Genomic DNA, 14,901 nt, shown 5'->3' with positions numbered 1-14,901 from the left:
GATCAAGCCTGCTACCATTTTCTACCATATTCTTCTCTGATACTATAGTACAGATATTGTTGGGCATATCCAGAATATCTTCCATAGTGTTCCCTAATTTTTTTCGATAACACTCTATATTGGTTGGGTGTAATCTTTTCCTTTATTTTCATATCTTCGTCTAAGATTTGTTCCCATTTTTTCTGAAAAAATTTTATGATCCACGTGTCAATTGGAAATGCTTCTAACTTATCTAAAGAAAATAATAATATACAATCTGCTATTTTGTCTCCAACTCCATTTAATTTCAATATTTCTTGTTTTGCATTATCGTAATCCATTTCTGCTAATTTTATCATGTCAGTTTCCTGTTTTACTATTTCTTTTACTGTTTTTATTACAAATTCTGCTCTATATCCTAATCCACAAAGTAAGAGATCTGGTACAGAAGTATTGTGTAGCGTTCTTAGATTTGGAAATGTATAAAATTCATTACCATCCCATTCTACCTTTTTTCCAAATTTTTTGGAGAGATTTCTCAATATCAGCCGAATTCTTGGAATATTATTATTACTGGAACATAAGAATGAAATAATACATTGAATGGGTTTTTGTCTCATGATCCGTAATCCTGGATATTTTTTCGTTACATTGTCTATTATTATATCCTTTTTAGAAATTTCATTCATAATCAACTCATATTTATCGTCTAGTCTAAAAACATGTTGATGCCAGTTCTCTATTTTAGGAAAAGAATCATATTCATATATTTTTTCACCCTTGGTTTCATATTCGGTTATTTTTAATATCGATTCTTCATATATTCCATACCATGTATTATCTCTTTTTTCCCAAAGAAAAGATTGCCCACTATTAATGGTTGAATTAACGTTAAGAGTATATTTGTTGCTCAATTATTAGAAAATTTTATTAGAGATTGCTGTTATATGCAAAAATGTTGTATTCCTTTCTTAGCTAAACAGTAGTTGTCTCACCTGCATCTGGAGCATGAGCCTTGTACCCATACTTATCAACAATTTCTTCTGCAAATTTAGTGCATGATAGGTTATCCCCATGCACAGTTAATACTTGAGGGTCACCTTTCACCTTGTTCAAAATTTCAAATAATTCTGTCCTGCTATTATGTCCTGAAAAGTCAAATCTGTTTACTTCTGCCAAACATTTTATTGTTCTTCCATTATAAGTTACTTGTCTCCTATCTAGTAAAGACTTTCCTGGTGTTCCCTCTCCTTGATAGGAAACTAATGCAATTCCATTATATTGACTCTTGCATATTTCTTCTATATAAAAAACTGCTGTACCGCCAACTAACATGCCAGCTGGAGAAATTATTACTCCGGGTTCTTTAACTACTCTTTTCCTTCTTTGCCAACTTGTTATTCTTTCAACATCTTCAATTGAACTCTTAAACATCTGAGGGTCTCTAAGATACTTTGGATATCTTACCATTATATCATTAGTTTTTAGTGCCATTCCATCCATAGCAATTTTGTATGGAAAATTATATGTTTTAAGTACACAAGCAATTTCTTGGGCTCTTTCCACAGAAAAAGCCGGTATAAAGAATACACCATTCCTCTCGACTACTTCCTTTGCAAATTTTACCAATTCCATTTCAGATTGTTCCCTGGGAACCTGCTCAGCTTGGGAATAAGTACTCTCAATTATTAACATATCGATTTCACCCACGTCAAGGTCGGCTGGTCTTAGAACCTTGGAACCTCGTGTATTCATATCGCCAGTGTAAAACAGTTTTTTTCCATCTGATTCAACTAAAACTGTTGCACCACCGATAACATGTCCTGATTCATGAAAAGTAATGCTTGTATCCCTTATGGTGTGACTACTCTTATAATCTAGATGTCTTGCATGGTTTAACATGTTTACTAAATCATGATATTGAAAAGGAAGGTAGAAGCCTGATATTTTTATCATATCTTGAATTAGCAACTCGGAGAGTTCAAATGTAGGCATTGTTGCTAATGCTTCTAGATTTGAATCTCCTTGAAGAAAAAGGGATGGAACACATCCTGAATGGTCCAGATGTGCATGGGTTATTACCACTGCATCAATATCATTTGGGTTCACTTGAATTGGAAAAAGAGGTTCCTTCTTCAGAAGAACTCCGTAATCTAATAGAATATTTGTATTATTTGAATTAATCAAGAATGCGGATCTTCCAACTTCCTTGGCAGCTCCTAACGTTGTAACTTTCAATGAAAACTACTTAATTTATTTATCATATTAGTCTTTTTGCATTATTACGACCCAAAATCAATATTCCATAGCTGATAATCTTTATCAATAGTTTTAATGCTCTCTAAATATCCATATCCTACGTCATCTAAAACTTTCTCAAATTCATATGCGTGTATTTCTCTTTGCCCTTCATCTTTAAGACATTTTCTTAATGTTTCTTTTATGATATCTTTATATTTTGGTTTAGAATAAACATACCACAAATTGTGTGCACCCCTTAGCTGTTTTAGAGATTCAATGGTTTTATTTGATATTTTTGAATAATACTTGTTAGTTATTTCTGTGTTGATATCATCCCAGGATGGAGTTACCCAGCTTGCTATTTTTTCAAACCCTTGTTCCTCAAACTCCACTGCAAGGCTCAAACCTTGATCCAAAGTTGTAATTATTACATCTGTACTTGCAGCAATTTTATCCCTGTAATCTACTCCAGGTTCCATCCAACCGACAAATATTAAATCATACTTTTTTTCTATCCCATTATATGCATCACCAATTTTTATATAGTCTGGCTTGTATCTTCCTAATTTGAAGAATATGTCGGCGCTTTTTTCAATACCTTCTGCGTTAGGTAAATACTGAATAATTTTTTCCAAGAAATCGCCATAACCACATCCAACATCTAAGTAAGTTGGATCTTTTGATATCGCTTTAGCTATTGATGTTATTCTTTCTACGTCTACCTTTCTGTATGTGAAATATGAACCACAAAGAAAAGGAAAAATGAATCTCTCATGATGCGTTGAAATCGAGTATTTTCTAAACCCTTTTAAGGCATTTAATGCGACACACAAATTATCTATTTCTGGAGGCATTATTCTTCAAAATTTATTTTCCATAAGCAAATATCCGGGTTTGAAGGGAGCACTTCATTATAACTAAACCCACATTCATCCAAGATTTTTTCATGCTCATAAACATCCTTATTGTAATCTTTTTTATTAGATTTGATTAATGTTTCTTTTATGATATCTTTATATTTTGGTTTAGAATAAACATACCACAAATTGTGTGCACCCCTTAGCTGTTTTAGAGATTCAATGGTTTTATTTGATATTTTTGAATAATACTTGTTCAATAGTTCGGTGTTAACGTCAATCCAGGATGGAGTTACCCAGCTTGCTATTTTTTCAAACCCATATTCATCCATTTCGCATTCTCCATTCATTCCACATTGTCCACCTTTATCAAAAGTTGTAATTATTACATCTGTACTTGCAGCAATTTTATCCCTGTAATCTACTCCAGGTTCCATCCAACCGACAAATATTAAATCATACTTTTTTTCTATCCCATTATATGCATCACCAATTTTTATATAGTCTGGCTTGTATCTTCCTAATTTGAAGAATATGTCGGCGCTTTTTTCAATACCTTCTGCGTTAGGTAAATACTGAATAATTTTTTCCAAGAAATCGCCATAACCACATCCAACATCTAAGTAAGTTGGATCTTTTGATATCGCTTTAGCTATTGATGTTATTCTTTCTACGTCTACCTTTCTGTATGTGAAATATGAACCACAAAGAAAAGGAAAAATGAATCTCTCATGTATGTACCTATCTTTGATGCCGAAGGTTCTTAATCTAAATGTGTTTAACTCCTTTTGTGCGTAATTAATATCATCAATCAAAAATGGCATACCTTAAAAACTGATAATATGATATATGTATTTTCAAGGTCGTAATTTAAGATATTTTCCTACCAATTTCCATATCTATTATTTAATATTTCAAAATATTTATAAAGTAACTTAGCACTGATTTTTTAATGGTAAGATCATTTGAGGAATGGTGGGGAACCGTTCCGGAGGAATTAAAAGCAAAAGCTCGCAAGGGCGATGAAGCCAACAAGGTTTTATTGAATCAGGTAAATTATGTATTACTCCATCTTCATCTTCAGGGTAAACATGATACAAAACCGTCACATGAAGAATTAAAAGACTGGCTTCATAGCGGTCAAGTAGACGTAATGCGTCAAATTAAAAAATAGATATTCAATATCTAGTTTTTTATCTTTTATATAACACTGTTTTGCTATTGGCATATAGTTTAAATAGTTTTATCGTTACAAGACGAGTAGTGAATTATTAGATGCCAATTGCTATACTTCCAGATGTTGATGAACAAAGATGCATTGGGTGTGCACTTTGTGTAGAAATTTGTACCGCATTAGGTCCGGATGTACTTCGTGTTAAACCTGTTGAAGGTTGGAAAAGAGGCAAAGCATTTGTCTTTTATCCAGAGAGATGTATTTCTGACGGTGCATGTGTAGGTGTTTGCCCAACTCATGCTATATTCTGGATGAGACCATTAGAATATACTGCAGGCCAACCAGTTCCGTTACATAAATTCGGTGTGTTTAGTAAAGGCTGGGAAGAAGGCTAAATCCATATCACCCAATTATTTTTTGTTTATTTAATTTTAAAAAATCTTTATATAATTAGAAATTTAGGAATTATTATGTTATTACCCTCTGAAATTGAATCCAAGTCCTTGATCCCTGCTATTCGTGCTATTTTATCTAAAAAATTAATTCGAGATTATGATTTAAAAGAAGAAACTGTGGCAAAACTTCTTGGGATTACTCAGGCAGCAGTTAGTAATTACCTTAGAGGAACACGGGGTGATCTTTCTTTGGTAGCTAAATTGGAGGATAATTTTGAAGTTATGAAAATGATAAACGATATATCCAAAGATCTTTCTATAAATAATGCTTATTCTCCAAGTACAATGACAAAATTTATTCAACTATGTAATTTTATGCGATATACTTTCATAATATGTGATGTCCACCATAGTATTGAATCAAATATAGATAAAAGAATCTGTGAACAATGCGAAGTACTGTTAACAGGCTCTCGTTTCTCCTGATCTTTTATTTTTTTTCCTAAATCCAGTTAACATAAATTATTCCATCTATCTCATTATTTTCGTGAAGATATCTATCTCAGGAATAAGAGGGATATTTGGCAAAGACCTTAGTATACAAGAGATAGCCCGTTTTTCTAGGGTTTATGGATCTATTTGAAAAATAATTATGATATACCGACTTGTGTAATTGCAAGAGACAGTAGACCATCAGGAGGAATAATTACAGACATTGTAACCGGATGTCTATTAGAACAAGGGATTAATGTTTATGATTTAGATATTGCACCTACCCCGGTTTTATTTAGAGAATCTCGAAAGTATTCTGCTGCCTTGATGATTACGGCATCACATAATCCGCTAACTTGGAATGGATTAAAGATGCTTATAAAGGGGCGAGGATTATTTGAGGAAGATTTAGAACAGGTATTAAAAACGAAAATCCAAGATTATGATAAGATTGGCCACTATTTCAAAATTAATGCCAGCTATTCTAACGATATAGTAAACTATATTCCGCAACCAAATCAATCTAATGCTGATTTCAAAGTTGGTATTGATTTTGGAGGAGGAGCAGCATGCGGTTATGCTAATCAGTTGCTAGATTCCTATCATATAAAATATCTTGGAATTAATGACAAGATGGGGGTCTCTTCTCGTGGTCCAGATCCGACGTCTGATCCTTTAGTGGAATTATGCGAATTAGTTAAAATAAACAAGTTGAATTTTGGTTTTGCGTTTGATGTAGATGGTGATCGACTGGTAATCGTTAATAATGAAGGAATTAATCTTAATCCTGATTCAACCTTGTTGTTATGTATTGCCGGCGTAATAAGCAATAATGGATTCAAAAGGTTTACCATTAGTCTTGACACTAGTCTCTCAATTGAAAAATATGTTAATGATCACTGTGGTCAAATCTTTGTCTCTAAAGTAGGAGAATCAAACGTGATAAAAAAGATGTTTGAAACCGATTCACAATCAGGCGGTGAAGGTAGTAGCGGGGGATTCATTATGCCAAGCTTTACTTCTTGTAGGGATGGATTATTGGCAAGCGTACTTATCAGCTCATTAGATCAGAATACAATTAATGAATGTATGACTCTATCCTCAAAATTTAAACAAATACGAACAAAGCATTCTATAGATCCTAAAATTGATAATAAATATCTCTTTGATAAAATATTATCTGCATTAAAATCCTACTCAACAGATGTAATTTATACTGATGGTTTGAAATTTATTGTAGATGATAGTTCTTGGATTTTAATACGTTTCTCAAATACTGAACATGCACTTAGAATATCATTGGAATCAACTAGAGAAAAAGTTGATTCTATGTACAAACTATTTCATAATAAAATAATTGAAATTTATGAAAAAATTTAATGAGAAACAAATACTGAATTTAATTATATCCAAATTCGGTAATAATAATATGGAACCATGTATAGGTAAAGATGATATATCAATCATACCCTTGAATTCATTACATTCTTCATCTAATGAAATTAATAATAAATTTCTAGCCGTCACGTGTGATATGTTAGTTGAACATACTGATGTCCCACCCAAAATGACATTTGAACAAATAGCCCGAAAGGCTGTAGTTTCTAGTGTAAGTGATCTGGTTTCAAAAGGAATAATGCCAAAAGCCGCTTTAATATCATTAGGGTTACCCAAGTCATTAAAAAATTCTGAGATTTCTAAAATAATTGATGGCTTGTCTTTAGCTTCAAAAGAGTTTGGAATAGATATTGTAGGTGGCGATATCAATGAATCTAAGGAAATCATAATTGATTGCTGTATGATTGGATCTTTATCTTCGATAGCAAACATACCGCGAAGAAACGGTGCATGTATTGATGACTATGTGGTTGTTTCTGGTAAGTTTGGATACAGTTCTTCAGGATTAAAAATTCTAATGAATAATCTACCAAGCCCCAATAGTTACTTTAGAAAAAGATCCGTTGATTCGGTCTTACAGCCTTGCCCTTCTTATGAATTCGGAGTATTTATTGCCCAATATTTTTCTTCATCAATGGATTCTAGCGATGGCCTAGCCTCTTCACTATATGAAATATCCAAGGAAAGTGGGGTGAATTTATTAATAGAAGAGGGCAAGATTCCTATTCCTCCGAATTTGAAAGAATTTTTATCAATAAATAATCTTGATTTTCACGACCTAATATTTTATGGAGGTGAAGAATACAATATAGTAGGGACAATAACAAAAAAAAACCTATTGGAAATTTCCAAGATATTGAAAATGCATCACCTAAAATTGTATATTATCGGCAAAGTAGTTAGTGGAAATGGGAGAGTATTTGTTCTTAATTCTGATGGAAATAAGAAATTGCTTAACAACAAAGGATATACACATTTTGCTTAAGAAGGTTTTTAAATGTGACACTCAAAAAATTCTACATTCATGTCACAAGAGGAAATTACTCAGTATAAATGGGGGGTAGCCCATATTTTTAGTAGTTATAATAATACTTTAGTTCATATAACTGACATAAGCGGTGCAGAAACTATTTCCATTAGTTCAGGTGGACGTCACGTAACGGCAGATCGTTACGAATCGTCTCCATATGCAGCTATGAAATCTGCTGTTTCTGCAGCTGACGCTGCCAAAACAAAGGGCATTAATGCACTTCATATACGCGTAAGAGCTGTCGGTGGGGTTGGACCAAGAATTCCTGGTCCCGGTGCTCAGGCTGCCATAAGGGCACTAGCTCGGGCTGGATTTCGTATAGGTAGAATTGATGACGTTACACCAGTCCCTCATGATACTACTAGAAAACCTGGTGGTCGTAGAGGTAGAAGAGTATAAATTTTTTCTCTTTATTTTTGACTATTTATTAATTATGGGACCGGCCGGATTTGAACCGACGACCTCCAGCGCCCAAGGCTGGCATCCTACCAAGCTAGACTACGATCCCTTTCTAATGGGAAATTTTTTGTCTAATTTTAATCTTATTTCAATTAATATAAATCATTATTTACATTATTGTTATATATTATGGACGTTATTATCACTAATTCATGTCTCTGGATAATTATACTCGTGCAGGTCAAATAGTGGATAATTATACTCGTGCAGGTCAAATAGCTGCCAAAGTTAGGGAAAACGCTAGAAAAAAAAATCATGTCGGTAGGACACTTTATGAAATATGTAATTCTATCGAGAGCGAGATAAATGAGCGGGGTGGACAACCTGCTTTTCCTGTTAATATTAGTTTGAATGAGATAGCTGCTCATTATACTGCTGAACCAGATGATCAAATTGTGATAAAAGATACTGACGTTGTTAAAATTGATCTAGGTGTACATATAGATGGTTATGTTGCAGATACCGCTGTTACTATTACATATGATTCAAAATATGATCAATTAATAAAAATAGCAGAATTGTCATTATATGAAGCTACCAAGATTGCAAAGTGTGCAACTAAATCAAGTGAGATTGGAAAAACAATTGAGAATACAATAACATATAATGGTCTAAAGCCGATTCAAAATCTTAGTGGACATTCTTTAGAACAGTATGTCATACATGCCGGAAAATCTATTCCTAACATTAAGACTTTTGGACCTTCATTTTCACTAATGCCTAATCAGGCCTACGCAATAGAACCATTTGTAACAACTAAAGATGGACTAGGCATAGTTTATGAGGGTAAGATAAGGAATATTTTTTCATTAGTATCAAGAAAACCTACAAAGAATAAGGACACAGATGAATTCATCATATATTTATGGAATCGATTTAAGACGCTTCCATTTGCGTTACGTTGGCTAGTAAATGATTTCACTGAATCTAAAGCTCGTGAAATGTTAGAATATCTTATTAAGAAGAAGAATATCAGATCTTATCCTATTCTTGTTGAGGGTAATAACAAAGTTGTATCTCAGGCAGAACATACGGTCTTTATATTGGAGAATCTGAGTCACATTATTACAAAATAGTTTTTCAATCTTTGCTCTTTTCTTAACCTGATAGTTAAATATTATATCCTTTGCTAATATATAGAGTTATCAATGAACGTATTTGATGAACTAAATCTTTCCTACAGCGGTAATATTTCTAATGAATCCTCAATTAGAGATTATTATTCTGTAGATTCGAGCTATCATCAAATTTACCCAGAATTAGTATGTTTCCCTAAAGATAAGGCGGATATAGTAGCGTCTTTGAAATATGCTACAAAAAATGGCATGTCTGTTACTTGTTGCGGCGCAGGCACAAGTTTACTTGGTCAAAGCCTTTCCAATGGATTAATCTTAGATTTTACTAAATACATGAATAAGATTCTTGATTTGGATATCAGTCTGGTACCTTATGCGTTCAGCCTGGTGCAGTTACGTGTGTTTGGATAAAGAACTAAAAAAACAAGATATATTTCTACTCACTAATCCTGAAAGTAGTAATTATCGTACAGTTAGTGGGATGGTTTCCAATAATTACTTACAAGACTTTCAAAAAAAATATTTGAATATCGTGGAACTATCACTGCAGAACATGGTAATGGAATATCTAGAACTACTTTTATAAAGAATATATACAATAATTTCGTTTATTCCTATTTTAGTTATCTCAAAAAGTTACTTGATCCGCTAAATTTACTAAATCTAGGTAAAAAACCCATAATCCGATCCGTCAATACCTGCTTCTTTTTTAAAATCATTTGATACATTAATTACTATAGATATGAGGTTTTTCGAATATTATGATTTCAATACAATTTTGATATATACACATGTTGTTACTTATATCGTTACTTTTTTCTATAAAAGAGAATAATTAGCTATTCTGCACCAACTAACCCCAAAAAATCAAATCCATCTTCTTCATTTTGGTTTCCTTTTAATTTTACAATTGAAATTAGATGACCATCTGGATCTTCTATTATTGCATGCATTCCAAATCCTTCTTCCTTAGGATTTTTAAAAAAAACTACACCTTTCTCTTTTAGTTTATTTACTGTGTTATCAAAATCACTTGCAGAAAAACCAATCAGAATGTGTTGGCCCGATTTCAGGTTCTCTTTGTGTTTAACCGGATGCAATGCCAATACTGTCTCTTTATTGAAAAATTCTGTCCATTCATCAGATTCTTTTTTTAATGGCAAATTTAGAGTTTCTCTATAGAATTGAATAGATTTATTCATATCTGAAACTAAAAGTATTACAGCACCTAATTTTCTAAATGACATCTAATTTGTCTATATTGCTTCTAAATTATGAACTTTTTGTATGAGAATATCTCTTATGTAGACTTTTGATGTGTCAAAAATTTTATTGATGTATGATGTGTAGTTGTTGTTGCAAGATAAGCTTTTTTTTATTTATGTATCAAAAAATGAAGAGTGGAAGAAACGGTATCAAGAAGATTGGGAGTATGTTTCATCGATGGTGCGCTTTTTTCAGTGGTGGATTAAGCATGAGTTTAAAGAAGATTTATCTGTGGAAGTAGATATCTTACCTGTAATTCCTGGAAGGTTATTTGATAGGATCAATCTCGCATATCTATTAAGAGATCATCGGGAGAGGGGTTCATCCATATTTCATTTCTATCTTACTTATTTTAGGTCTTGGTGGTCGGATTGTCGTATAGAGGGATATCACGGGGAGAATTTTGGACAAGCCACTTGGTTTAGACCCAAAGTCTTTTCTTCAGATTTCAAAAATGTAAAGTTCTTTGCTGATAATAATTGTGCAAAAATATCTCATATATTATGTCATGAGCTAATTAGACGCAAAATAAAAAAGAGAAAAGTGTATTTCGATCAAGTACATAAAATTTGGGATCTTCACATACAAAATGATGTTCCTTTTTTATATTATAACAAACAATTCAATAGAGTTTCAAAAAATAGTGAATACAAATACGTTACTATAGATTCATCCAAACTTGAGTATTAATATTTAGGTAAGATTGTTAGATGGATACTTCATTGAGATATCGTCATATAATAAAACTAGGGGCTCTAATCTCTACTGCTGGAGTCGCTATGTTGATTTTATTTGGATTGATTTTACTACTGTTTCCTGTTACAAAGATTTGTGAGGAGAATTGCAATTATCTTTCAAGTGCACCTGACTATCTTAGACAAATGATAAATCCTTTATTTTTATTTATTTCTTTGATATTGATTTCCTCAGGAGTTTTTTTTATCCGTATAGGGAATAGACAACTATATAGGAGCTTATAGTTCTCTGTTTTGTTTATGACTTCCCCTCTTGAATTCTAAGCCATTAAACTAAAATGTCTGATTACATAAATATTATATACTTTATGGCCAATCCATTTAGAAAAATATTATATACTTTTACCGCTAATCCATTCAAGAAATGGAAACCTAGAGGAAAAATTTATAGTTTCAGATGTTCACAATGTGGAGATGTCTTTATATCTAGTCATAATTTGGATGCTCCATTGTGTGACAAGTGTATTCAAAAGATAAAATCGTTGGATTCTACTGTTGATAATGAGAAAAAATGCTCTGAATGTGGTAACGCTGGCGTTATTTATGGTAAAGATCGATGTCATTCTTGTTATTTTAGCTTCAAGAAGAACAAATAATTTTCCAAAATCTTTTCAAATATTCAATATTTTTCACTTTATGTTGATTAGACAGGGCTTTCTATCGATTCCATTTAGTGCATAGATGGGCAGTAATTTATTATTGCTAATTTTTTAATATATATCTCTGATTCCCTTCTAATTCATAAATATCCAGTTTATTTGTTATTTTACGTAAACTCAAGAGTGACTGAGGAAAGATGGGGCCGAAGGGAATTGTTCTAATATATTACTTATATTATTTGAACCCCTGATCCACGGGTTTCTTCAATAATTGCCCATTATTTGATCTGGAGCCCGTTGCGATGCCTGGCTTCGCTACGACCCCACCTTAATACAGTTTTTTCAATTGTAACTATAAGTTTTTCTAAATTTGAATTAGTGAATGATTCCGAAAATTGCATAATACGTGTTAAATAAGCATATTCCATAAAAAATATAAGGTTTGTTAAACACATTATAATTAACATTGGCAAAATCTATTGATTATGATGTTCTTTCTTCATCTAAAAATAAAGAAATTGAGACTAATGAAAAATGGGGTTTAGCAGAAGAATCCGAATATTTTGCTAATAAAGTGAAATTATATCGTCAAGATAAATTGAATGCAGATGAATTTAGGCGCTTTAGACTTCAAAACGGTGCCTATGGCTCTAGATTAAATAGTGAATTTAGTATGATAAGAATAAAGGTTCCAGGTGGTGATATCACACCTACCCAGCTTGAAAAGATTGCTAGTCTGTCAGAATCATTCTCCATCGGATCTGCTCATGTATCTACCAGACAAAATATACAATTGCACTGGGTACAATTAGAAGATGTTAGTGAAGTATTTCGCGGTTTAGCGGAAGTAGGACTTACTTCTAGGGAAGCTTGTGGTAATACCATTAGAAATGTAATGTGCAGTCATTTTGCTGGAGTATGTCCTGATGAACCATTTGATACTACTCCTTACGCTAAAGCAATAGCGAGGTTTTTCTTAAGAAATCCTATTTGTCAGAATCTTCCCAGAAAATTTAAATTTAATTTTTCTTGCTGTCCAGAACATGGTTATGTAAGGATAGCCGATGTAGGCCTCGTTCCTACAATCCGTGATGGAGTAAAGGGATTTCGAGTCTATTTGGGAGGTGGCTTAGGCGCTGCCTCATTTATAGGTCATTTATTAGAGGAGTTTACTCCCGAATCTAGGCTTTTATCTACTTCCATAGCCACAATTCGACTTTATGACCGACTTGGAAATAGAGAAAATCTTGCAAGAAACAGAATGCGTTATTTGGTCAGCGAAATCGGATGGGAAAAATTTCAAGGCTTGTTGTTGAAGGAACGAATTTTGGTTGAAGCAACAATTTCCATCCCAACGAGAAAATCATACGATGGTTTTTTGAAGAATGGAGATCTGAATAATATTTCAATTTCCTCTACCTCTACTAAGAGTAAAATTAAATTACCTGTAATAAATTCCAATTCTTCAGACACTCCATACACTCGATGGCTAAATACCAATGTTGTTGCTCAGAAACAGTCCGGCTATTATAGTGTGTATATAACCTTGGGTGCAGGCGATATCACTTCTAGTCAGTTACGAATTCTAGCAGAATGTATCAGGGAATTTTCGTTAGAAAAAAAAGCCCGAAATACTCCTCAACAAAACTTTCTGATCCGTTACATAAAAGCAGATCAATTACCAAAAGTTTACCAAAAACTATCTGGCAATGGATTAGGAAATCCGGGTGCAAATACAATTGTATCTACCGTAGGTTGTTCTGGAACTACATCATGCAATCTAGCTATTACCAATTCTCATAGGCTTGCAAAGGAAATCCAAAGTAAATTTTTAGAACTGAATATTGATTTAGATAAAGACTTTGTTGATTCTACTATCAAAATTAGTGGATGTCCTAATTCTTGTGGACAGCATGAAGTTGCAACTATTGGTTTCTATGGCGGTGCCACCAGGATTGGGACATCCATGGTCCCCATCTATACGATGCTTTTTGCGGGTAGCACTGGCGAAAATGGTGAATTGGGCAAGGCAATAATGCGTGTTCCAGCTAAAAAGGTGCTAGATGTAGTTCTCAAAATATTTGAACACTTCAAGAAAGAAAGAAAAGGGAATGAAAAATTAAATGAATGGATTTACAAAATTTCAAATGGAAATGGAACTGGCGAAATTAAGAATATAGATGACATGAAGAAGCTACTTTTACCTATAATTGAATTACCTGCGTTTTCTACCGCACCTGATTTTTACAAAGATTATGGAACCGATTCTAATTTTGTCGCAAAAACTGCTAGAGGCGAATGTGCTGCTTGAGCAAACCCATAAATCGAAAAAAAAATGATCTAACGGTAGTAAGCAAACGTGTAAAAGCAAAACCTCCATCAACACCTTCTTTGAATCTTGTATGTGATATTGATACTCTAAGAACTCTAATAAAAAAAAATAAAGTTAGAGTTGTGGATGTTAGAAAAAGAGACGAATATCTGAAAGGTCATATAAAGACTGCAGTTTCTTTACCACTAGCTGAATTATTATCCAAAGATGATCCAGAGACTATAATTAAAATTTTAAATAACCTCGGTATATCGGATAATACTTTAGTAGTCATTTATGATGATACATTTGGTGCACTAGCATCAAGGGTAGCGTGGTCATTTAAGTTTGTTGGACACAGAAATGTTGCTTTATTAGAAGTTACCTATGATACTTGGAAAAAACTAGGTTTAGAAATTGAAAGAAGGTCTAATAAATATTCTAAAGTTTCACATTCTATCGATATCGATTATTCTATATTTGCAGATGCTGAATATATAGAAAATGCACAAAATGATAAAAATAAGATCATAATTGATTCTCGAGAAAGATTGAATTTTTTAACAGAACATATTCCTAATTCAAAGAATATTCCATACACTATGTTACGCTCGGAAAATTCCATATTAAGAAACCCTTCTGAACTTAAACGATTCATGGAAAATAGAGGTATTGACTTAAACAATGAGATAATTACTTACTGTGGAAGCGTCGGAACGCTCTCAGGATTGGCCTTTTTTGCCTTAAAGATAGCTGGAATTTCAAACGTGAAGCTATATCCTAAGTCATTTAAGGAATGGAAGTCTCTTGGAAAACCCAAGACCGAATTTAAAGACGCTACATACTGGGACCTTTCAGCAGAGTGAGTA

General features: G+C 32.9%; 19 protein-coding genes and 2 tRNA genes. 14 read left to right on the top strand and 7 right to left on the bottom strand.

The window, feature by feature from the left end; genetic code table 11:
* Positions 1-11: 11 nt before the first annotated feature.
* The 4 genes from AB0A59_RS14740 to AB0A59_RS14725 form a co-directional block, all read right to left on the bottom strand.
* Entirely contained in the window at positions 12-893 is an 882-nt protein-coding gene (locus AB0A59_RS14740; RefSeq protein ID WP_458744987.1) for a DNA glycosylase, read from the bottom strand.
* Positions 894-954: 61 nt separating this feature from the next.
* A complete protein-coding gene (locus AB0A59_RS14735; protein WP_458744985.1) occupies positions 955-2,217 on the bottom strand; it encodes an MBL fold metallo-hydrolase in 1,263 nt (420 codons plus the stop codon).
* A gap of 44 nt (positions 2,218-2,261) precedes the next feature.
* Positions 2,262-3,074 (bottom strand): class I SAM-dependent methyltransferase, encoded by an 813-nt coding sequence (locus AB0A59_RS14730; protein WP_458744983.1) that lies wholly within the window; start codon positions 3,072-3,074, stop codon positions 2,262-2,264.
* A complete protein-coding gene (locus AB0A59_RS14725) occupies positions 3,074-3,901 on the bottom strand; it encodes a class I SAM-dependent methyltransferase (RefSeq protein ID WP_458744981.1) in 828 nt (275 codons plus the stop codon). Before AB0A59_RS14725 ends, AB0A59_RS14730 begins: the two co-directional genes overlap by 1 nt.
* 128 nt (positions 3,902-4,029) lie before the next feature.
* On the opposite strand from AB0A59_RS14725, the gene AB0A59_RS14720 reads away from it, so the two are divergent.
* The 6 genes from AB0A59_RS14720 to AB0A59_RS14695 all read left to right on the top strand — a co-directional run bounded on the left by AB0A59_RS14720 (position 4,030) and on the right by AB0A59_RS14695 (position 7,965).
* A complete protein-coding gene (locus tag AB0A59_RS14720; RefSeq protein WP_458744979.1) occupies positions 4,030-4,251 on the top strand; it encodes a hypothetical protein in 222 nt (73 codons plus the stop codon).
* A 101-nt stretch (positions 4,252-4,352) separates the two neighbouring features.
* Positions 4,353-4,646: a 4Fe-4S dicluster domain-containing protein gene (locus tag AB0A59_RS14715; RefSeq protein ID WP_144731125.1), complete on the top strand. Its 294-nt coding sequence runs from the start codon at positions 4,353-4,355 to the stop codon at positions 4,644-4,646.
* Positions 4,647-4,721: 75 nt separating this feature from the next.
* Positions 4,722-5,132, top strand: coding sequence for a transcriptional regulator (locus AB0A59_RS14710; protein WP_458744977.1), 411 nt, complete (start codon positions 4,722-4,724; stop codon positions 5,130-5,132).
* A 153-nt stretch (positions 5,133-5,285) separates the two neighbouring features.
* Positions 5,286-6,518, top strand: coding sequence for a phosphomannomutase (locus AB0A59_RS14705; protein ID WP_458744975.1), 1,233 nt, complete (start codon positions 5,286-5,288; stop codon positions 6,516-6,518).
* A gap of 49 nt (positions 6,519-6,567) precedes the next feature.
* Positions 6,568-7,521 carry a thiamine-phosphate kinase gene (gene thiL / locus AB0A59_RS14700; protein WP_458744973.1) on the top strand — a complete coding sequence of 318 codons (954 nt, stop codon included), beginning with the start codon at positions 6,568-6,570 and terminating at the stop codon, positions 7,519-7,521.
* Between the two features lie 39 nt (positions 7,522-7,560).
* Complete coding sequence (locus tag AB0A59_RS14695; protein ID WP_134483782.1) at positions 7,561-7,965, top strand: 30S ribosomal protein S11; 405 nt, start codon at positions 7,561-7,563, stop codon at positions 7,963-7,965.
* Between the two features lie 35 nt (positions 7,966-8,000).
* Here AB0A59_RS14695 and AB0A59_RS14690 read toward each other — a convergent pair.
* Positions 8,001-8,074 (bottom strand) — tRNA-Pro (locus AB0A59_RS14690).
* Positions 8,075-8,177: 103 nt separating this feature from the next.
* Here AB0A59_RS14690 and map point away from each other — a divergent pair.
* From map to AB0A59_RS14670, 4 genes are all read left to right on the top strand, one after another.
* On the top strand, positions 8,178-9,101 hold the full coding sequence (gene map / locus AB0A59_RS14685) for a type II methionyl aminopeptidase (protein ID WP_458744971.1): 924 nt from the start codon (positions 8,178-8,180) through the stop codon (positions 9,099-9,101).
* Positions 9,102-9,173: 72 nt separating this feature from the next.
* On the top strand, positions 9,174-9,512 hold the full coding sequence (locus AB0A59_RS14680) for an FAD-binding oxidoreductase (RefSeq protein ID WP_458744969.1): 339 nt from the start codon (positions 9,174-9,176) through the stop codon (positions 9,510-9,512).
* Entirely contained in the window at positions 9,505-9,687 is a 183-nt protein-coding gene (locus AB0A59_RS14675) for a hypothetical protein (RefSeq protein WP_458744967.1), read from the top strand. Before AB0A59_RS14680 ends, AB0A59_RS14675 begins: the two co-directional genes overlap by 8 nt.
* Complete coding sequence (locus AB0A59_RS14670; protein WP_458747623.1) at positions 9,621-9,824, top strand: FAD-linked oxidase C-terminal domain-containing protein; 204 nt, start codon at positions 9,621-9,623, stop codon at positions 9,822-9,824. The genes AB0A59_RS14675 and AB0A59_RS14670 overlap by 67 nt, the downstream gene beginning before the upstream one ends.
* A gap of 116 nt (positions 9,825-9,940) precedes the next feature.
* On the opposite strand, the gene AB0A59_RS14665 is transcribed toward AB0A59_RS14670, so the two are convergent.
* Complete coding sequence (locus tag AB0A59_RS14665) at positions 9,941-10,348, bottom strand: VOC family protein (protein ID WP_458744965.1); 408 nt, start codon at positions 10,346-10,348, stop codon at positions 9,941-9,943.
* A gap of 109 nt (positions 10,349-10,457) precedes the next feature.
* Between AB0A59_RS14665 and AB0A59_RS14660 the strand changes: the two genes are divergently transcribed.
* Together AB0A59_RS14660 and AB0A59_RS14655 are read left to right on the top strand one after the other, a co-directional pair.
* The gene (locus tag AB0A59_RS14660; RefSeq protein WP_458744963.1) at positions 10,458-11,057 is read left to right on the top strand and encodes a hypothetical protein; all 600 of its coding nucleotides are present in this window, start codon (positions 10,458-10,460) and stop codon (positions 11,055-11,057) included.
* Positions 11,058-11,430: 373 nt separating this feature from the next.
* Positions 11,431-11,718, top strand: coding sequence for a hypothetical protein (locus AB0A59_RS14655; protein WP_458744961.1), 288 nt, complete (start codon positions 11,431-11,433; stop codon positions 11,716-11,718).
* A gap of 201 nt (positions 11,719-11,919) precedes the next feature.
* Here AB0A59_RS14655 and AB0A59_RS14650 read toward each other — a convergent pair.
* Positions 11,920-12,046: transfer RNA gene (locus tag AB0A59_RS14650), tRNA-Trp, on the bottom strand.
* A gap of 153 nt (positions 12,047-12,199) precedes the next feature.
* On the opposite strand from AB0A59_RS14650, the gene AB0A59_RS14645 reads away from it, so the two are divergent.
* Both AB0A59_RS14645 and AB0A59_RS14640 read left to right on the top strand, forming a co-directional pair.
* A complete protein-coding gene (locus AB0A59_RS14645) occupies positions 12,200-14,032 on the top strand; it encodes a nitrite/sulfite reductase (RefSeq protein WP_458747622.1) in 1,833 nt (610 codons plus the stop codon).
* The gene (locus tag AB0A59_RS14640; protein WP_458744959.1) at positions 14,029-14,898 is read left to right on the top strand and encodes a sulfurtransferase; all 870 of its coding nucleotides are present in this window, start codon (positions 14,029-14,031) and stop codon (positions 14,896-14,898) included. Before AB0A59_RS14645 ends, AB0A59_RS14640 begins: the two co-directional genes overlap by 4 nt.
* Positions 14,899-14,901 lie beyond the last annotated feature (3 nt).

Source organism: Candidatus Nitrosocosmicus sp. T, assembly GCF_054408485.1.
Note: the sequence above shows the minus strand (reverse complement) of the source record. Positions and strands in the feature narration are given on the sequence as shown.